Source organism: Variovorax sp. N23 (genome assembly GCF_025486315.1).
Lineage (GTDB): Bacteria > Pseudomonadota > Gammaproteobacteria > Burkholderiales > Burkholderiaceae_C > Variovorax.
Genome location: NZ_JAOOPY010000014.1, coordinates 1 through 18,297 on the forward strand (window position 1 = coordinate 1; position 18,297 = coordinate 18,297).

Consider the following 18,297-nt stretch of genomic DNA (forward strand, 5'->3'; position numbering starts at 1 on the left):
CCGCGCACCGAGGTGATCATCGCCAACCCGGCGGGCATCCAGGTCGATGGCGGCGGCTTCATCAACGTGAACCGTGCCACGCTGACCACCGGCACGCCGCAGTTCAACGCCCAGGGCGGGCTCGACAGCTTCGTCGTGCGCGGCGGCAATGTGCGCATCGAGGGTGCGGGGCTGGACGCGGCCAAGACCGACTACGCGGCCATCCTCGCGCGGGCGGTGCAGGTCAATGCGGGCCTCTGGGCGAACGAGCTGAAGGTGGTGACTGGAGCGAACCAGGTCAGCGCGGACAGCAGCCAAGTAAATCCGACAGCCGGCAACGGCGCGGCACCGAGCTTTGCGCTGGACGTGGCGGCACTGGGCGGCATGTACGCCGGCAAGATCACGCTGGTGGGGACCGAGGCGGGGGTGGGCGTGAGGAACGCCGGGCACATCGGTGCGGGGGCCGGCGGACTCGTCGTGACGGCGGCGGGGCGGCTGGAGAACACCGGCACGCTCGAAGGTGCGAAGGTCGAGCTGCGCAGTGCGAGCGACATCGACAACCGGGGCGGGACGATCCGGCAGGCGGGGACGCGGGAGATCAGTGTCACCGCGCCGGTGTTGAGCAATACCCAGGGGGGCTTCATCGGGGCTGAGCCGGTGGCGGCGGATGCGGCATCGGGCACGCCAAGCACCGACGCCGGTGCAACGGGAACGAATACCGGCACCACGCCGACGACCGGCACCACGGCCAGCGCGGCAGGCACGGCAACGACAACAGCGGGCATCACCGAGGCAACTCCGCTGCAGCCAGCGGCAGCCGCCGGCTCGGGTGCGATCGCGGCGACCGGCAGCGTGCTCAACGACGGTGGCCACATCTACGCAGGCGGCGAGATCGCGCTGAACACGCCGCGCATCGACAACACCGGCGGCTCATTGAGCGTGGGCACGATGGCCGTCACAGGCGATCGCTTCAGCAACGCGGGCGGCACGCTGAACGTCAGCCGCGACTTCAGCGCGAGCGTGGGGAGCTTCGACAACAGTGGCGGCACCTTGCAGGCCGGGCGGATCACCATCGATACCACGGGCAGCGTGAGCAACCAGGCCGGCTCGCTGGTCAGCGATGCCGACCTGTCGGTTCGGGCCGCCAGCCTGGACAACTCCAGCGCGGGCACTGTGCGTGCCGGCAACGATCTGAACCTGGCGGTGGCAGGCACCTTGCTCAATGAGGGCAGCATCACGGCAGGCCGGCATGCGTCGGTCACTGCCGCGCGTGTCGACAGCACGGCCAAGGGCGTGCTCGGCGCTGGTGTCCATTCCGACGGGACACTTGGCCCCACGGGCGACCTGACGGTCACGACCACGCAGACCCTTTCTGCGCACGGCAGCAACCTGGCCGGCGGCAGCGCCGTGCTCCAGGGCGCGGGCATCGACCTCGATGGCAGTCAGACGCATGCCACCGACCTCACGCTGTCGGCCACGCAGGGCGACATCACGACGCGCGGCGCGACGGTGGTGGCATCGGGCACCCTGACTGCGACGGCAAACTCGTTCGCCACGCAGACCCTGAGAAACGACAAGGGTGCGATCAGCGCCGGGCAACTCGTGCTGCGCACCGCGAACCTGTCCAACACCCAAGGCGGTGCCATCGTCCAGACGGGCAACGGCGCCACCGCCATCGAGATCGCCGGCGACATCGACAACAGCGGGGGCAAGCTCACGGCCGTAGGCGACCTGGCGGCGCGCGCGGGCAGTGCGGTCAAGAACCTCGGGGGCACGATCGCTGCCAACGGCGACGTCCGCCTCGACGCAGGCAGCCTGGCCAACGCGCAAGGAACGGTCCGCGCCGTTGAGGGCGCCCTGCATGTCGCGACCACGGGCACAACCTCCAACACGGGCGGAACGTTGCAGGCCGCAGGCGCCGTGGTGCTGCGCAACGCCGGCTTCACGAACAGCGCCGACCTCGTGAACACCGCCGCAGGCCAGGTCATCGGCGACAGCCTGTCGATCGACACCCGAGGGCAGGCGCTGGACAACCGGCAGGGCACGCTCGCCGCCACCACCACGGTGTCGATCGCCTCCGGCGCCATCGACAACACGGCCGGCCTGTTGCAGTCCGGCGGTGCCATGGTGATCGACACACACGGCCAGGCCCTGACGAACACCCAGGCGGCGAACTACGAAACGGCCCAGGGCGGCATCACCAGCGCCGGCAGCCTCGACCTGTCCGCCGGTGCGTTCGACAACACGGGCGGCTTCATCGGGTCGAAGGGCGATCTGCGCGCCAGAACCACCGGCGTCGTCAACGGCACCGGCGGCATCGTGCTGGGCCAGTCCGCGCTGACCATCGACACGCAGGGCGGCCTGTACGACAACCGGGGCGGTCAGACGCAGAGCGTCGGCGCGCTGCGCATCGATGCGGGGACGATCGACAACAGCGGCAGCCTGATTCGCTCGCTGGAGACGGCCACGCTGAATGCCACCACAGTGACCAATGTCAACACGCAAGGCAGCGAGCAGGGCATCGAGGGCCGGAACCTCGCGATCAACACCGGGGCGCTGAACAACGCATCGGGCGCCATCCGCGCCGACATCGACACCACCATCATCAGCAGTGGGCAGGTCGACAACACCGGCGGCCTGATCTCTGCGCGCCGCACGCTGCGCATCGCAGACCCGAACCCGGGCGCGCGGACGCTGGCGATCACCAACACCGGCGGCACGCTGGTGGCCGACCAGGCCGCGCAGGTGCAGGCGGACTCCCTCAGCGGGGACGGCAAGGTCGTCTCCGGGAAGGACTTGACGCTCGACTTCACCAAGGACCTCGTGAACAACGGCGAGATCAGTGCCAACGGCAACCTGACCTATGCTTCCAGCGGGAACCTCACCAACAACGGAAAGCTGCTCGCGGGCGGTACCTTGGCCGTCAGCGGCAACAACGTCGAGAACACCGAGAACGCGGCGATGCGCGGCGACACCACCATCGTCACCGCTGCGGCGACGCTGACCAACCGTGGGTTGATCGACGGGACCGACACGCAGATCAACGCGGGTGCGCTGGTGAACGACATCACCGGCCGTATCTATGGCGACCACCTGTCCATCGCAGCGGGGTCGGTGCTGAACGAGGGCGACGGCACCCGGGGCGGCACCATCGCCGCGCGCGAACGCCTGGACATCGGCGCGAACACGGTCGTCAACCGGGAGCACGCGCTGATCTTCAGCGGCAACGACATGGCCATCGGCGGTGCGCTCGATGCCAACCGGCAAGCCGTCGGGCAGGCGGCGCTGATCCACAACGCCAGCGCCACGATCGAGTCGCTGGGCGACATGCGCCTGTCGGCCGCGACCATCCGCAACAGCAACGAACACCTGAGCGTGCAGCGCGAGGTCGTCTCGAGTGTCCACAAGCAGGAGATCATTCCTGACGGCGTCACGCAGCCGCGCCCGGCCTCCGACTACGTCAGCCCCGACGGCAAGTGGATCTACCTGAAGCTTCATCCGGAGAAGTACGGCCAGCGTCAGATCGCCGCGCCGACCAGCGTCACGACGCAGAACTGCTCAGGCTCCGGCGACAGCGCGAGCTGCGAAGACCCGGTCACCACCACCGAGCCGCGCGACTCGGCGCGCTTCGCGGAGTTCAAAGTCACCCCACCCACGCAGGCGCCTATGCCGATGCCGCAGGACTTCGGGTGCTCGCCCTTGGGCACCTGCCCGGCCTACGAAGCGGCCTACACCGCATGGAACGAGAGCTACACCACCGCCCTCGCGCAGCTGACCACCGCCATCGCCGCCTACAACGCCGAAGTCAACGCGGACAACGCCACCCAGCAGATCGCCCGCGCCTGGACCGACTTCGACTACACCGAGACGCTCAGCCACGACGTCATCGCCCACACCGACCCCGCGAAGATCGTCGCGGGCGGCGACATGACGCTCAGCGGGCAGTTGATCAACAGCGACAGCCAGGTGTTGGCCGGCGGCACGATCACGACCGACCACGCACCGCAGAACCAGCAGACCCAGGGCGCGGAAGTGCTCAGCCGGAACGGCAAGTCGATCTACCGGTATTGGGAGCACCATGGCGGCCTGAATGGCGGCACCGACTGGTCTGCCGTCGAGTCCGCCTACGCCCCCGCCGACAGCGTCACCACCTTCGCGCTCCCAGGCTGGCGCTACGTAGCGGGCACCACGGCCACCAGCCACGACAAGCCGCCGGCTGCTGGCGGCGTGTCGGTCGCCGACCACGGCAGCGCCGCGGGCACCGGCACCGCCTCGGGCCGAGGCCGAACCTTCACCGAGGTGCCATCGACGGTCAAGGCCCCCGACGCCGGCAGCGCCGCCACCGGTGCAACGCTCGTCGTGCGCACCAGCACGCCCGACACCGCGCTGCCCTCGGCCAGCCTGTTCCGCACCAGCGCGACAGGCCACTACCTGATCGAGACCGACCCGCGCTTCGCCAGCTACCGCGGCTGGCTGTCCAGCGACTACCTGCTCGATGCCCTGGGCCTGGACCCGAACAACACGCTCAAGCGCCTGGGCGATGGCTTCTACGAGCAGAAGCTCATCCGCGAGCAGATCGCCCAGCTCACCGGCTACCGCTACCTGGGCGGCTTCACCAGCGACACCGACCAGTACACCGCCCTGATGAACGCGGGCGTGACCTTTGCGCAGGCCTACGGCCTGCGGCCCGGCATCGGCCTGAGCGCGGCGCAGATGGCGCAACTCACCAGCGACATCGTCTGGCTGGTCGAGCGCGAGGTGACCCTGGCCGACGGCAGCACCCAGCGCGTGCTGGTGCCCCAGGTGTACGTGCGCGTGAAGCAGGGGGACATCGACGGCTCGGGCGGGCTCCTGTCGGCGGACGCCCTCGTGATCAAAGGCGGTGCCGACGGCAAGGGCGCCGGCGACCTGCTGAACACCGGCACCCTCGCCGGGCGCACGCTGGTGTCCATCAACGCAGACAACGTCAACAACCTGGGCGGGCGCATTGCAGGCGGCAGCGTGGGCATCCTTCCCGATCGATCTGGTGTGTTAGTGCTCTTCAAGGCTGACGACGCCCCGCAAGGGGAGCTCATGCACTATGCACCCCCCAACAACGCCGCGATCTTCAACGCCGATGGCTCACTTCGATTTCAGTTGCCGAATCCCTTCGGCGCATCCGGCAGTTTCCGCGCCGTGCTGCGCAACCGTCGCCCCGATGGCGCCATCGAGTTGGGCGTGCGCGTGTGTCCAATGAGCTACCCGGTGTGCGAAACGGTTTATGTGCTCGACGGCAGTACGCCCGACATCAGCAAGCAAATGCCGCGCTGGGTTCGAGACTGATGCTCACAGACCTGATGGTCACCACCACTCTACCGCCATTGGGAGCACTGCGGCGGCCGAACGGCTTCACCATCGAACTGGGCATGAGCCAGGGCAAGGGCAAGGGCAAGGACGACGGCAGCGAGGTCGGCACCAACAACACGCATGTGAGCGGCGGCAAGGCGGTGAACGTGACGAGTGGCGGGACCTGACCCTCAAGGGCGCCGTCATCGATGCACCGAAGGTCACGGCCGACGTGGGCGGCAACCTCAGCATCGAGAGCCTGCAGGACACCAGCAGCCAGGTCTCCAAGCAGAACAGCTCCGTCAACCTGACCGCCGACAACGCCATCCACGCCGCGCCCGCCTTCGCCCCACACATCAAAGGAGTGATGATGAAAAAGAAAATACTTGCGGCGCTTCTGCCGTGCTGCCTGCTGACGGCGTGCTACACGCCCTACATAGCCCCGCCCTACAAGCTGGCCCAAGGGGCGAAAACCGCCACGATCCTGATCCCAGCGCCGTTTGCGCCAGGCCAATACGACTACTCCAGCGTGTCTAGACGCGAGTTGAAATGCGATGCCAACAACGCGGTCGTCAACCCCGCGCCGTATTCAGGCGAGTTAGCCAGATTTTCCAAAAAGGAAAACAGCGCCGCTGAGTTGAGTGTTGGAGCCGGGTACGCGCAATACGACTTCGCGATCCGCGTTCGAGATCGGAGCTGCGGATTTCCGTTTTGGGCGAAGCTCGAAGCGGGCCACAGCTACGAGATGGTCTTGAAATACGTCTACGAGGGCAACTGGCCTCTCACCAAGCAGTCTTGCACCGCAACGGTGAAGGATCGCCAGAGCGGCGAGACCATCTTGCTTTCAAAGTTCGACGACCCGCCCGAGGAAAACGATCCGCGCTGCACTTCGCCGGCTGGCCCCGCGCAAGGAACACCCACACTATCGCGTGGAGCGGGGATGATGTAGCAATCGGCGGCACGGGCCGATGACGACATTGGTAAAGCCGTGGGAGCCGAATGGGCGCTTATCTGTTCTAGCGCTACGCGGGCTATGCGGCAGAGCCACAGAACGGCTTCGCCCTGGAGCGCCTGCAGCACACGCGTGCCCGCGACCTGGAAAAAAGTGTGAAGCCCGCCGATAAGCCGGATTCTGTGCACCGGCTCCGTCTTGCGACGATGCCGGCGTGACCGCCATTACTCTGGGCCGCCGGTCGCCCGGACGGCTCGATGCCACCTACCCGCCAGCTCCGCGGAACCACGTCAACGCTGGCCTATTTGGTGTTGCTGCGCGCAGAGATTGCCCGTTTCACCCGGATCGGGGTTGCCCCTTCACCGACTCGTCTCTGTTGCTCTGATCCTCACCTCACGGTGGAGAGTCGTTAACTCCTGCGCTGTCCTGTGCAGTCCGGACGTTCCTCCAGTGCGGTCTTTCGACACGATGCCCGAAGGCAGAGCGTCCCTTTCGGGCTTGCACCAGCGGCGGTCTGGCGTGCTTCACAGGACGGATTATCTCGCGACAATGCCCCCTTCCCGTTTTCGTCCACACCAGGAGACCGAAATCATGAAAGCCCAGAACATTCTCGAGACCATTGGCCGCACGCCGCACATCCGCATCCAGAAGCTTTTCGCCGGCACGGCCAAGGGCACGCAGCAGGTGTGGATCAAGTCCGAGCGCGCGAACCCCGGCGGCTCGATCAAGGACCGCATCGCGCTCGCGATGGTCGAAGACGCCGAGCGCTCCGGCGCGCTCAAGCCGGGCGGCACCATCATCGAACCGACCTCTGGCAACACCGGCATCGGGCTGGCGATGGTCGCAGCCGTCAAGGGCTACAAGCTGGTGCTGGTGATGCCCGACTCGATGTCCGTCGAGCGCCGCCGCCTGATGCTGGCCTACGGCGCCAGCTTCGACCTGACACCGCGCGCCGGCGGCATGAAGGCGTCGATCGCCCGCGCCGAAGAGCTGGTCGCGAGCACACCCAACAGCTGGATGCCGCAGCAGTTCAACAACCCGGCCAACGTGGCAGTGCATGTGCGCACCACGGCCGAGGAGATCGCGGCCGACTTCCCCGACGGCCTCGACGCGATCATCACGGGCGTGGGCACCGGTGGCCACATCACGGGCGTGGCGAAGGTGCTGAAAGCGAGGTGGCCGGCGCTGAAGGTCTACGCGGTCGAGCCGGTCGCGTCGCCGGTGCTGTCGGGTGGTGCGCCCTCGCCGCACCCCATCCAGGGCATCGGTGCGGGCTTCGTGCCGAAGATTCTCGACATGGCGTTGCTCGACGGCGTGATCCAGGTCGACGCCGACCCGGCGCGCGAGATGGCGCGCCGCTCGGCCCGCGAAGAAGGCATGTTGGTCGGCATCTCGTCCGGCGCCACGCTGGCCGCCATCGCGCAGAAGCTGCCCGAGCTGGCCGACGACGCGGTGGTGCTGGGCTTCAACTACGACACGGGCGAGCGCTACCTGTCGGTCGAAGGTTTCCTGCCGGCTTGAGCGCTCGCTCTGGTCACGGTCAGTGGCGCGACCCGAGCATGCCCCAGAGGTTGCAGTTCCCCGGGCAATACAAGGCCGCGGGGCTGGCGGCAATGCCGGGGGCCGGTGCGGCGGCCGCGCCCTCGCGCGTGCTGTCCGGCAAGGGCGTTCCGCTCATGGCGAGGGCGGCGACGCCGCTGACGACCAACGCTTTCGTGACGATGAGCATGGGTGTCTCCTGCAGTGATCGTTCGACGCACCCAAGATAGGCCCGTGGGACGCGCGATGCACCCGTAGTTTCCCGGCGGACTTTCGGCCCCGCGCGGCGCCGGAACGGCGGCCTCCCTACAATACCGGCCTCCGGTCCCGCCACCTGCCCGATCATCACGGGCCGCACGCCATGCTCCGCCTCTCCGAAATCAAGCTTCCCCTGGACCCGCCCTCCGACGCGCTGCCGCGCGCGGTGCAGGGCCTGCTCGGCGTCGATGCCGACGCCATCGCGGACATCCACGTCCACAAGCGCAGCTTCGATGCGCGCAAGGTCGACCTGCTGCAGGTCTTCATCGTCGACGTGACGCTGGCCGATCCGTCGCTGGAGCCGACGCTGCTGGCCAGGCTGGCGGGCAATCCACGCGTGACGATCACGCCCGACATGTCGTACCACCCACCCGCCCAGGCGCCGGCCGATCTGCCGATCCGTCCGGTCGTCGTCGGCTTCGGGCCCTGCGGCATCTTCGCGGCGCTGATGCTCGCCAAGATGGGCTTCAAGCCGATCGTGCTGGAGCGCGGCAAGACGGTGCGCCAGCGCACCCGCGACACCTGGGGCCTGTGGCGCAAGGGCGTGCTCGACCCCGAATCGAACGTGCAGTTCGGCGAAGGCGGTGCCGGCACCTTCTCCGACGGCAAGCTCTACAGCCAGATCAAGGACCCGCGCTTCCTCGGCCGCAAGGTGATGGAAGAGTTCGTCAAGGCCGGCGCGCCGGCCGAGATCCTCTACGTCGCGCATCCGCACATCGGCACCTTCAAGCTGGTGAAGGTGGTGGAGAACATCCGCGAACAGATCGTGGCGCTGGGCGGCGAGATTCGCTTCGAGCAGCGCGTGACCGACGTGCACATCGAAGCGGGTCATCTGCGGGGCCTGACCGTGCTCGACCAGCGCAGCGGCACGTCGAGCGAGCTGCGCTGCGACCACGTCGTCCTGGCGCTGGGCCACAGTTCGCGCGACACCTTCGAGATGCTGCACGCGCGCGGCGTGCACATCGAGGCCAAGCCCTTCTCCATCGGCTTCCGGGTGGAGCACCCGCAGGGCCTGATCGACCGTGCGCGCTGGGGCCGCCATGCGGGCCACCCGCTGCTGGGCGCGGCCGACTACAAGCTGGTGCATCACGCGAGCAATGGGCGCTCGGTCTACAGCTTCTGCATGTGCCCCGGCGGGACGGTGGTCGCGGCCACCAGCGAGCCGGGCCGCGTCGTGACGAACGGCATGAGCCAATATTCGCGCAACGAGCGCAATGCCAACGCGGGCATCGTCGTGGGCATCGACGCCGCCGACTATCCGGGATGGGAAGACGGCAAGACGGGTTCGCCCCTGGCCGGCATGGTGCTGCAACGCCAGCTCGAATCCAACGCCTTCGTGCTCGGCGGCAGCGACTACCGCGCGCCGGGCCAGCTGGTGGGCGACTTCATCGCTGGTATGCCGTCGACCGAATTGCGCAGCATCGTGCCCTCGTACAAGCCCGGCGTGACACCGACCGACCTGCACCTGGCCCTGCCCGCCTACGCGATCGAAGCGATGCGCGAGGCCTTCCCCGCCTTCGGCCGCAAGATCAAGGGCTTCGACACGCCCGACGCGGTGCTGACCGGCGTCGAAACGCGCACCTCGTCGCCGATCAGGATCACGCGCGGCGAGGACTTCCAGAGCCTCAACACGCGCGGCCTCTTCCCGGCCGGCGAAGGCGCGAGCTACGCGGGCGGCATCCTGTCGGCCGGCGTGGACGGCATCAAGGTGGCCGAGGCGGTGGCGCGCGCCGTGCTGCACGAGGCCGAAGGCCAGCCGGTTGCCGCATGACGCGCTACCCCTCGCCCACGCCGCTGCAGTTCGCCGGCGCCGCGCTCGCGATGGCGCTCGTCGTGCTCGCGTCGAACATCCTCGTGCAGTTCCCCATCAACGACTGGCTCACCTGGGGCGCCTTCAGCTACCCGGTGGCCTTCCTGGTGAGCGACCTGGTCAACCGGCGCTTCGGCCCGCCGCCGGCGCGCCGCGTGGCGTATGTCGGTTTCGCCGTCGCGGTGGCGGCATCGCTGCTGCTGGCGCCGGTGCGCATCGCGCTCGCGTCGGGGCTGGCCTTCATCGCGTCGCAGCTGCTCGACATCGGCGTGTTCGACCGTCTGCGCCGTGGCACCTGGTGGCGTGCGCCCCTGGTCGCGACGCTGATCGCGGCGGTGCTCGACAGCCTGGTGTTCTGGGGCATCGCCTTCGGCGGCACCGACGGGCCATGGCTGACCTGGGCGCTGGGCGACCTGGGCGTGAAGCTGGCCGTGGGCGTGCTGATGCTGCTGCCCTTCCGGCTGCTGATCGGCCGCGCGCTCGGCGCGCCACCGGCTGCCGCCCGCTGACCTCGAAAGCGCCACCATGACCGACGACTTCCACTTCTACGAACCCGCCAAGGGCCACGGCCTGCCGCACGATCCGTTCAATGCGATGGTGGGGCCGCGCCCCATCGGCTGGATCTCGTCGCAGAGCGCGTCGGGCGTACGCAACCTCGCGCCCTACAGCTTCTTCAACGCCTTCAACTACACGCCGCCGATCGTCGGCTTCGCCAGCATCGGTGCCAAGGACAGCCTGCGCAACATCCGCGAGACGCGCGAGTTCGGGTGGAACCTGGCGACGCGGCCACTGGCGGAGCGGATGAACGCGTCCTGCGCGGCGGTGCCGCCGGACGTCGACGAATTCGCGCTGGCCGGCCTGACGCCGGTGGCGTCGCGCGGCATCGCGGTGCCGCGCGTGGCCGAGAGCCCGGTGTCTTTCGAGTGCAAGCTGACGCAGATCGTGCGGCTCGAAGGCGTCGACGGCACGCCGGTCGACACCTGGCTGGTGCTGGGCGAGGTGGTGGGCGTGCACATCGCGCGCCGTCTGCTGAACGACGGCATCTACGACACCGCGGCGGCCGAGCCCATCCTGCGCGGTGGCGGCCCGGCCGACTACTTCACCGTCACCCCCGACAATCTCTTCAAGATGTTCCGTCCGCGCTGAGCGCGGCGCCATCGCCCTTCACGCTGCGCGTTGCGCGCGGCCCCACACGAACCGAATCGATGACCGAAGCTCCCGACAACACCACCGCGCCGACGAGCGACGCACCTGCAGCGATGGCATCTGCACCGACCGCACCTGTCGCGTCCGTCGCCGACATGCCGTCGACCGATCTGCCGTCGTCCGACACCCCATCGACCGGCGCGCCCGCCCGCAAGCGCTCGCGCGGTGGCCGCGGCCGCCGTGGCGGCAAGGGCGAACGCCCGGCCGTCGAAGAAGGCGCGGCACCCGCCGAGCAGAAGGCGCAGAAAGCACCAAGGGCGCAACAGCCGGCCGGCCAGCCCGCCCGCAAGAACGGCGCGCCCGCGCCGCGCAAGGTGCACCCGGTGCTCGAACGGTTGTTCGAGCTGTACCCGCAGCTCTTCGGCGCGCGCTTCCGCCCGCTCAAGCTGGGCATCTACCAGGAACTGCTCGCCGCCCACGGCGACGAGTTCAAGGCCGAAGACCTCAAGCTCGCGATGGGCCTGCATGCCCGCTCGACGCGCTACCTCGAATGCGTGGCCGCCGGCCATCCGCGCCATGACCTGCAGGGCAACCCGGTCGAACCGGTGGCGCCCGAGCACATCCACCACGCGATCCTCGAGGTGTTTCGCCGCCGCCAGGGCCGCACGAAGGACGACCTGAGCGGCCAGCTGCGCGAGCGCATCATCGCGACGATCGAAGCCTCGGGCGTCGGGCGCGAGGCCTATGCCGAGCGCGTGCGGGCACGCGACGATGCGTCGAACGCTGCCCTGGACGACGCACTGGCCGAGCTGGCGCGCCAGGCCGCCAAGCGCGAAGCGCTGATGCGCGCCTTCGAGGCCAGCGGCAAGACCGAGGCCGAGTTCGCCGACATGTACGGCATGGACCCGAAGGAGGTCGCGCGCACGCTCAACCGGGTGCGGCGCGACAAGGCGGACGACGAGAAGCGCACCGCCGAGGCCGCGCTGGCCACCATCCCCGACGCGAGCATCGACGTGCCCGAACCGCCACCGGCCGACGACGTCGCGGACGACGCGAAGCCGGACGCCTCGTAGGCGCGCCGTCTTCAGTCGTTCCCGAGCCATCGCGCTGCCGCGTCCCCCGTGTCCTGCGGCGTCGTGTTGAAGGCGATGGCAGCGGAAGGGGCGGCCCGGTGCACGGCGTTCACCAAGCGCTCGAAGAGCAGCAGGCTCTTCGGCGGCATGCGGATGCCGCCGCCGATCACGACACCATCGTAGGCATTGCCGGCGAGCTGCTTCGTCACCATCTCGGTCGCCGAGGCGTCGGGCGGCACCAGGCACAGCTCGGCGGCCCAGCCGCGATCGGCCATCTGCTGCATGCCGATGGCGATGCCCGCATGGATCTTCGCGGCGTCGAAGCCGGGCGGCAGCGCCGGATCCGAAAAATCGACGGTCTCGGGCTGTTGGCCGATGAACAGCACGCGCTTGGGCTCAGTGGGCGAGGTCATGACGATCTCCTGGTGGGTTGAACATGACTGAAGATTAGGTCGTCTCTATTCCGGCGCATAGACTCCAGTATCTGGACGGATCGTCTCATTTTCGGAACAGCCATGGACCTTCATGCCCTCGCCGATTTCCATCTCGTCGCCACCCACGGCGGTTTCGGCCGCGCCAGCCGCGCGAGCGGCCAGCCGAAGGCGACGCTGTCGCGTCGCGTTCGAGATCTCGAGAAGAGCCTCGGGGTGCGGCTGATCGAGCGGGGCTCGCGCACGCTGCGCCTGACGGACGAAGGCGTCGCCCTGCACACGCGCACCGGCTCTCACTTGGGCGAGATCACAGAGGCCCTGCAGGACGTCAAGGCCGGGCTGGGTCGACCGAGTGGCCGCCTGCGCGTCAGCGTGCCCCTGTTGTTCGCGCAGACCAGCCTGGGTGCGCTGGCGGCCGCGTTCCTGGCCGCGTATCCGGAGGTGCTGCTGGAAGTCGCCACCGACGACCGGTTCGTCGATCTCGTTGCCGACGAAGTCGACGTCGTCATCCGCGTGAACCCGCGTCCGGACAGCGAACTCGTGGGCCGATGCTTTCTGCGCAATCAGCTGATGCTGGTCGCGCCGCCCGGCTTGCCGCGGCCCCCGCTCGACGCTCCACCGGATCGGCCAGACCGTTTTCCCGCGGTCATGCGCACCGGAGCATTGCGTGACGAGACATGGCACGTCATCGACGAGAAGACCGGCCTGGCGCAGGTGTTCCATCCGCAGGCGGTGCTGCGCCTGGCGTCGCCGCTGTCGGTACGCGACGCCGTTCTGGGCGGCGCGGGGGCCGCCATGATCCCGCGCACGATCGCGGTCGACGCACTCGCGTCAGGCCGGCTGGTGAGTTGGGGCTTGTCGACCGCGCCGGTGACCGAAGTCTGGGTGCTGCATGCGTCGCACCGACTGGTGAGCCCCAAGGTCAGCGCGTTCGTCACCTTCGTCTGCGACTATTTCGGTGAGGACGCTCATCGTGACTTGCTGAGTCACGGATGAGCGGGGAAGCATGAACGCTGATTCGCACGCGATAGCGCGCGCTATCCCCTGATCAGGGGCGCGTGGTGAAGCCAACGGTCTTCGGTCAGCTGATCCACCACAAACTGCGCGACGTCGGCTCGCGCAATCGATCCTCCGTGGATGCCCGACAGGTCGGTGGCTGCTCGCACCTTGCCGGTGCCGCCCTTGTCGTTGAGAACCACCGGGCGAACGGGCACCCAGTCCAGCCCGCTAGCTCGCACCAAATCTTCTTGCCTGTTCTTGTCGTCGTACACCTTGCGCAAGAGCAGCGGCATGATGATGTTGTCGAAGACGAAGCCGCCGTGCCCCCGGCTGTCGCCGGCGCCCAGGCCGGTGATGCAGACCAGGCGTCGAACGCCTTTCTGGGCCATCGCCTTGACGAGGCTTCTGGTCACGGTCGACAGAAGCGTGACTTCCTTGAAAGGGCTCACCGAGGTGCCGATCGAGCTGATGACGCCCGTGCAGCCTTCAAGTGCCCGAGCGAGCACAGCCTCGTCGCGAGCATCTCCTTCGACAAGTGTCGCGCCGGCCAGGTCGCCCGCCTTGGCAATCGATCGAACCACCGCCACGACCGAATGCCCCTTCGCGGTGGCTCGCTTGACGATCTCGCGACCCGTGCCGCCGGTCGCACCCAAGAGCAGTACCTTCATGTGGAAACCTCTTGCTTCGGTTGAATATTGCTCGATCCCATTCCGGTTCGACTCGTGGATCGCCATGGCCAGAATGATCAGTCTAGGTGGAAGATGTGATGGCCGAGCCCCGAAGCTGATATTCGAGGAACTCGGAGATGGCTTCCAGCGACGCCTTGCCGGCACGCAACAGCGCGAAGTTGGACTGGAAAACATGCACCATCCTCTCCCACATGCACGTCGCACCGCCCACCTTGCATGGTCTCACCAGAAAGCGTGAGATCGGTCCATGGCGACATGGCGGCGGCCAACGACGTCCCCGGGTCAAGTTTCGGAAAGCACAGACATGTCGGACTCGGCCACGTTGTTGATGAGCCTGTTGTGTCAGGCTTCAGCGTAGTCCAGCCAAGTTCGGTGCTGGAGTCGTGGTGAAACGAAAAAGCCGGCGCATTGCACCGGCTTTTTCGTTGGGAAGGACGGCATGACCGCCCCAATGACTCAGCCCTGCGCGTTCCGCAGCGCGGCGATGCGCTCTTCGATCGGCGGGTGCGTCGCGAAGAGCTTGCCCATCGCGCCGGTGATGCCCATCGCCTCGACCGCCTTCGGCAGCTCGCCGGCCGGCAGGCCGCCCAGGCGGGCCAGCGCGTTCATCATCGGCTGCTTGCGGCCCATGAGCTGCGCGGCGCCGGCGTCGGCGCGGAATTCGCGATGGCGCGAGAACCAGGCCACGACGATCGCCGCGGCGAAGCCCAGCACGATGTCGAGCACGACGGTGGTGACCATGTAGCCGATGCCCGGACCGCTGCTGCGGTCGTCGCCGCGGCGCAGGAAGGAATCGACCGCATAGCCGATCACGCGCGACAGGAACACGACGAAGGTGTTCATCACGCCCTGGATCAGCGTCATGGTGACCATGTCGCCGTTGGCGATGTGCGCGACCTCGTGGCCGATCACGGCCTCGACCTCCTCGCGCGTCATGTTCTGCAGCAGGCCTGTGGACACCGCGACCAACGAGGAATTCTTGAACGCACCGGTGGCGAAGGCGTTGGGCTCGCCCTCGAAGATGCCGACCTCGGGCATGCCGATGCCGGCCTTGTCGGCGAACTTGCGCACGGTGCCGACGATCCAGGCCTCGTCGGGCGACTGGGGCGCATCGATCATGCGCAGGCCGGCGGTCCACTTGGCCATCGGCTTGCTGATGAGCAGCGAGATGATCGCGCCACCAAAGCCCATGACGAGCGCGAAGCCCAGCAGCGCCGTGAGGTTGAGCCCGTTGGCCGTCAGGAAGCGGTTCACGCCGAGCAGGCTGGCGACCACGCCCAGCACGGCGACCACCATCACGTTGGTCAGGACGAACAGAAGAATGCGTTTCAAGTTGATTTCTCCGTGGGGAAACTGCAGATCAATTGGGGGCGTCGCACCGCGCTTCAAGCCGGGTCCGAGGGCATCGGGCCGGGCCTCGAAAGCCTGGGCGGACGGAAAACGTCGAGGTCATCATAGAAGCAAAGATTCGCGTTCTCGGGCCACCAACCAGGCACGCCAAGCACCGGCAGGGGCACGAAAGGCTTGGTGGCCAGGTGCACCGCCGAGAGCGCCTCGGCGAGGCTTTCGTCGCGAGGGTAGATCGACCGGCGCGCGCCGGGGGCGAAGAGCACATGCGCCGTCAGGCCTTTGCGCGGCACGGTCAGCTTTTCGAGCAGCGCATGACCAAAAAGCAGCAGGCGCGCCTCGGCCCAGCGCGCGCGCTCGGTGATGAACAGGCGCTGCCAGTCGCGCGCGACCAGTGCGTCCCACAGCGCGGGCGGCGCATCGAGCACCGCGCCGTTCTCGTCGAACAGCGTCAGCGCGTCGCGCAGCGGCCCACGGCGGGCGCCGATGCCGCACCGGGCGATCTCGGCGGCCTGCAGTTCATTGAGGCGGCGCTTGGCCTGCGGGAAGTGCAGCCAGGCCAGGCCGTTGAAGAAGTCGTGCAGGTTGTCGCGGGTCGGCACGTCGCCGGTGCGGAAGATGTGCGCCTCGTAGGCTTCGCCGGGCGGCAATGCCTCGTGCGGCACGAAGCGCATCGACGACGATGCAGTGGCCGACGCCAAGGCGGCGGCGGCCGAGTGCTGCTGCGCGGCCTGTTCAGCGCACGCACCGATGGCCCGGCAGTGCGCCAGCCACGGGCGCGCCCAGTCGACCCGCACGCCGTTCAAGCGGCAGAGGCACCCAGCCAGCGGATGCGGTCGGGCTGCTGCAGCACGGCGAACTCGTCGGTCAGCTTGTCGAACAGCTTGAGCGAGCTGCCGTGCTTGCCGAGCAGGCCGGCGGCACGCAGGGCCTGGGCCGCGTCGTTGAGGGCGACGTCGCCGCCCTTGCGCAGGCTGGGCACGGCCTGCAGGATGAACTCGGCGGCGTCCGACACCACCGGTGTGCGCGGCGTGGGGGGCGTTGGCAGCGCCGGCGCCTTGGCGGCCTTGGTCGTCTTGCGGGCCACCTTCTTGGCCGCCGGCGCGGCGGCGGTCTTCTTCGCGGGCGCGGCCTTGGCGCGCGCCGTCCTGGCGGCCGCAGCCGGCGCCGGTGCCGCAGCGGTCTTGCGGGCCGGCGCAGGTGCCGGTGCAGGCGCGCGCGATGCGGTGCTGCGCGCACCGTGGTGCTCGAGGTCGATGAATTCGTCGTACACCGCCATCGTCTCGTCGCCGGTCTTGCCCTGCTGGCCGATGCCACAGACGCGGCAGCCGGTCTCGCGCAGGCGGATCACCAGCGGCGCGAAGTCCGAGTCGGACGACACCAGCACCACCACGTCGGGCCGTTCGGTGATCGCCAGCGCCATGGCGTCGACGGCCAGCGCGATGTCGGTGCTGTTCTTGCCGGCCGAGAGGTTGACCATCGGCCGCACCGACAGCCGCTTGAACAGGCCCTGGTGCTTCAGCGCGGTCTCGGCATTGCCATAGGCGCGGCGCAGGTGGACGGCGCCGTGCTCGGTCAGCGTGCGTTGCACGGCCTGCTCGATGACATCGGCCGAGACGTTGTCGGCGTCGATCAGGAGCATGACCTTGGGTGTGGTGTTCATTGCAGTTTCCAGTTGAGTGTCTCGCCGCCACCCAGCGGCTTGAGCATCGCGTCGCCATAGGGCAGGGTCTCCGGCACGGTCCAGCTTTCGCGCTGGAGCGTAATGGTGTCGGTGTTGCGCGGCAGGCCGTAGAAGTCGGCCCCATGGAAGCTGGCGAAGCCTTCGAGCTTGTCGAGCGCGCCCGCATTGTCGAAGGCCTGGGCGTAGAGCTCGATGGCGGTCAGCGCGGTGTAGCAGCCGGCGCAGCCGAAGGCATGTTCCTTCAGGTGCGCGGCATGCGGCGCGCTGTCGGTGCCGAGGAAGAAGCGGTCGCTGCCGCTGGTGGCGGCAGCGACCAGCGCCAGGCGATGCACTTCGCGCTTGAGCACCGGCAGGCAGTAGTAGTGCGGCCGGATGCCGCCGGTGAAGAGCGCGTTGCGGTTGTAGAGCAGGTGGTGCGCGGTGATGGTGGCGGCGGTGAATGGGCCGGCGTCGCGCACGTAGTGGGCGCCTTCCTGCGTGGTCAGGTGCTCGAAGACGATCTTCAGCTCGGGCATGTCGCGCCGCAGTGGGATCATCACGCGGTCGATGAAGACGGCCTCGCGGTCGAACAGGTCGACGCTCGGGTCGGTCACCTCGCCGTGCACCAGCAGCAGCAGGCCGTGCTTCTGCATGGCCTCGAGCGTCGCGTAGGTCTTGCGGATGTCGGTCACGCCGGCGTCGCTGTTGGTGGTGGCGCCCGCGGGGTAGAGCTTGACGGCCTTCACGCCGGCGGCGGCGGCCCGCGCGATCTCGTCGGCGGGCAGCCTGTCGGTGAGGTAGAGCGACATCACGGGCTCGAAGGCGCGCTCGGCCGGCATGGCGGCCAGGATGCGTTCGCGGTAGGCCAGCGCCTGCTCGGCGGTGGTCACGGGCGGGCGCAGGTTCGGCATGATCAGCGCGCGGCCCATCTGGCGGGCCGAGTGCGGCACGACCGCCTGGAGCGCGGCGCCATCGCGCACGTGCAGGTGCCAGTCGTCGGGGCGGGTGAGGGTCAGGGTGTCGGCGGAACGTGTCATGGCCGGCATTGTCCTCTGGCGGCGCAGGCAGCTGGCACGCAACGTGCAC

The 18,297-nt window shown here is 68.4% G+C and carries 14 protein-coding genes, 1 other RNA gene and 1 pseudogene; 8 read left to right on the forward strand and 8 right to left on the reverse strand.

Annotated elements, in window-relative coordinates:
* Positions 1 to 5,301: pseudogene (locus tag N8A90_RS19135) on the forward strand (hypothetical protein); the annotation flags it as partial.
* The gene (locus N8A90_RS19145) at positions 5,240 to 6,253 is read left to right on the forward strand and encodes a hemagglutinin repeat-containing protein (RefSeq protein WP_410087711.1); all 1,014 of its coding nucleotides are present in this window, start codon (positions 5,240 to 5,242) and stop codon (positions 6,251 to 6,253) included. The pseudogene N8A90_RS19135 and the gene N8A90_RS19145, both read left to right, overlap by 62 nt.
* 156 nt (positions 6,254 to 6,409) lie before the next feature.
* On the opposite strand, the gene rnpB is transcribed toward N8A90_RS19145, so the two are convergent.
* Positions 6,410 to 6,782: RNase P RNA component class A (gene rnpB / locus N8A90_RS19150), an RNA gene on the reverse strand.
* A 65-nt stretch (positions 6,783 to 6,847) separates the two neighbouring features.
* Here rnpB and cysK point away from each other — a divergent pair.
* Positions 6,848 to 7,777 (forward strand): cysteine synthase A, encoded by a 930-nt coding sequence (gene cysK / locus N8A90_RS19155; RefSeq protein WP_262076607.1) that lies wholly within the window; start codon positions 6,848 to 6,850, stop codon positions 7,775 to 7,777.
* A gap of 19 nt (positions 7,778 to 7,796) precedes the next feature.
* On the opposite strand, the gene N8A90_RS19160 is transcribed toward cysK, so the two are convergent.
* Entirely contained in the window at positions 7,797 to 7,985 is a 189-nt protein-coding gene (locus N8A90_RS19160; protein WP_262076608.1) for a hypothetical protein, read from the reverse strand.
* A 171-nt stretch (positions 7,986 to 8,156) separates the two neighbouring features.
* Here N8A90_RS19160 and N8A90_RS19165 point away from each other — a divergent pair, with 171 nt between their 5' ends.
* From N8A90_RS19165 to N8A90_RS19180, 4 genes are read left to right on the forward strand one after another with little or no spacing between them, the layout of a single operon-like run.
* On the forward strand, positions 8,157 to 9,824 hold the full coding sequence (locus tag N8A90_RS19165; RefSeq protein WP_262076609.1) for an NAD(P)/FAD-dependent oxidoreductase: 1,668 nt from the start codon (positions 8,157 to 8,159) through the stop codon (positions 9,822 to 9,824).
* Positions 9,821 to 10,372: a VUT family protein gene (locus N8A90_RS19170; protein ID WP_262076610.1), complete on the forward strand. Its 552-nt coding sequence runs from the start codon at positions 9,821 to 9,823 to the stop codon at positions 10,370 to 10,372. Before N8A90_RS19165 ends, N8A90_RS19170 begins: the two co-directional genes overlap by 4 nt.
* Positions 10,373 to 10,388: 16 nt before the next feature.
* On the forward strand, positions 10,389 to 11,009 hold the full coding sequence (locus N8A90_RS19175; RefSeq protein WP_262076611.1) for a flavin reductase family protein: 621 nt from the start codon (positions 10,389 to 10,391) through the stop codon (positions 11,007 to 11,009).
* A gap of 59 nt (positions 11,010 to 11,068) precedes the next feature.
* Positions 11,069 to 12,082, forward strand: coding sequence for a ProQ/FINO family protein (locus tag N8A90_RS19180; protein WP_262076612.1), 1,014 nt, complete (start codon positions 11,069 to 11,071; stop codon positions 12,080 to 12,082).
* A gap of 11 nt (positions 12,083 to 12,093) precedes the next feature.
* On the opposite strand, the gene N8A90_RS19185 is transcribed toward N8A90_RS19180, so the two are convergent.
* Positions 12,094 to 12,495, reverse strand: coding sequence for a hypothetical protein (locus tag N8A90_RS19185; protein ID WP_262076614.1), 402 nt, complete (start codon positions 12,493 to 12,495; stop codon positions 12,094 to 12,096).
* A 102-nt stretch (positions 12,496 to 12,597) separates the two neighbouring features.
* Here N8A90_RS19185 and N8A90_RS19190 point away from each other — a divergent pair, with 102 nt between their 5' ends.
* Positions 12,598 to 13,509 (forward strand): LysR family transcriptional regulator, encoded by a 912-nt coding sequence (locus N8A90_RS19190; protein ID WP_262076616.1) that lies wholly within the window; start codon positions 12,598 to 12,600, stop codon positions 13,507 to 13,509.
* 41 nt (positions 13,510 to 13,550) lie between these two features.
* Here N8A90_RS19190 and N8A90_RS19195 read toward each other — a convergent pair whose 3' ends face one another.
* From N8A90_RS19195 to pyrC, 5 genes are all read right to left on the reverse strand, one after another.
* A complete protein-coding gene (locus N8A90_RS19195; RefSeq protein WP_262076617.1) occupies positions 13,551 to 14,180 on the reverse strand; it encodes an NAD(P)-dependent oxidoreductase in 630 nt (209 codons plus the stop codon).
* 477 nt (positions 14,181 to 14,657) lie between these two features.
* A complete protein-coding gene (htpX, locus tag N8A90_RS19200; RefSeq protein ID WP_262076618.1) occupies positions 14,658 to 15,533 on the reverse strand; it encodes a protease HtpX in 876 nt (291 codons plus the stop codon).
* A 53-nt stretch (positions 15,534 to 15,586) separates the two neighbouring features.
* Complete coding sequence (locus N8A90_RS19205; RefSeq protein ID WP_410087712.1) at positions 15,587 to 16,345, reverse strand: DUF3025 domain-containing protein; 759 nt, start codon at positions 16,343 to 16,345, stop codon at positions 15,587 to 15,589.
* 5 nt (positions 16,346 to 16,350) lie between these two features.
* Positions 16,351 to 17,211, reverse strand: a complete 861-nt coding sequence (locus N8A90_RS19210) for an NYN domain-containing protein (RefSeq protein WP_262076620.1) — start codon at positions 17,209 to 17,211, stop codon at positions 16,351 to 16,353.
* The gene (gene pyrC / locus N8A90_RS19215) at positions 17,208 to 18,248 is read right to left on the reverse strand and encodes a dihydroorotase (protein ID WP_262076621.1); all 1,041 of its coding nucleotides are present in this window, start codon (positions 18,246 to 18,248) and stop codon (positions 17,208 to 17,210) included. Before pyrC ends, N8A90_RS19210 begins: the two co-directional genes overlap by 4 nt.
* Positions 18,249 to 18,297: the final 49 nt, after the last annotated feature.

Coding starts and splice junctions, on each gene's coding strand:
- N8A90_RS19145 (WP_410087711.1), top strand. CDS start 5,240: ATGTGCTCGACGGCAGTACGCCCGACATCAGCAAGCAAATGCCGCGCT.
- cysK (WP_262076607.1), top strand. CDS start 6,848: ATGAAAGCCCAGAACATTCTCGAGACCATTGGCCGCACGCCGCACATC.
- N8A90_RS19160 (WP_262076608.1), bottom strand. CDS start 7,985: ATGCTCATCGTCACGAAAGCGTTGGTCGTCAGCGGCGTCGCCGCCCTC.
- N8A90_RS19165 (WP_262076609.1), top strand. CDS start 8,157: ATGCTCCGCCTCTCCGAAATCAAGCTTCCCCTGGACCCGCCCTCCGAC.
- N8A90_RS19170 (WP_262076610.1), top strand. CDS start 9,821: ATGACGCGCTACCCCTCGCCCACGCCGCTGCAGTTCGCCGGCGCCGCG.
- N8A90_RS19175 (WP_262076611.1), top strand. CDS start 10,389: ATGACCGACGACTTCCACTTCTACGAACCCGCCAAGGGCCACGGCCTG.
- N8A90_RS19180 (WP_262076612.1), top strand. CDS start 11,069: ATGACCGAAGCTCCCGACAACACCACCGCGCCGACGAGCGACGCACCT.
- N8A90_RS19185 (WP_262076614.1), bottom strand. CDS start 12,495: ATGACCTCGCCCACTGAGCCCAAGCGCGTGCTGTTCATCGGCCAACAG.
- N8A90_RS19190 (WP_262076616.1), top strand. CDS start 12,598: ATGGACCTTCATGCCCTCGCCGATTTCCATCTCGTCGCCACCCACGGC.
- N8A90_RS19195 (WP_262076617.1), bottom strand. CDS start 14,180: ATGAAGGTACTGCTCTTGGGTGCGACCGGCGGCACGGGTCGCGAGATC.
- N8A90_RS19210 (WP_262076620.1), bottom strand. CDS start 17,211: ATGAACACCACACCCAAGGTCATGCTCCTGATCGACGCCGACAACGTC.
- pyrC (WP_262076621.1), bottom strand. CDS start 18,248: ATGACACGTTCCGCCGACACCCTGACCCTCACCCGCCCCGACGACTGG.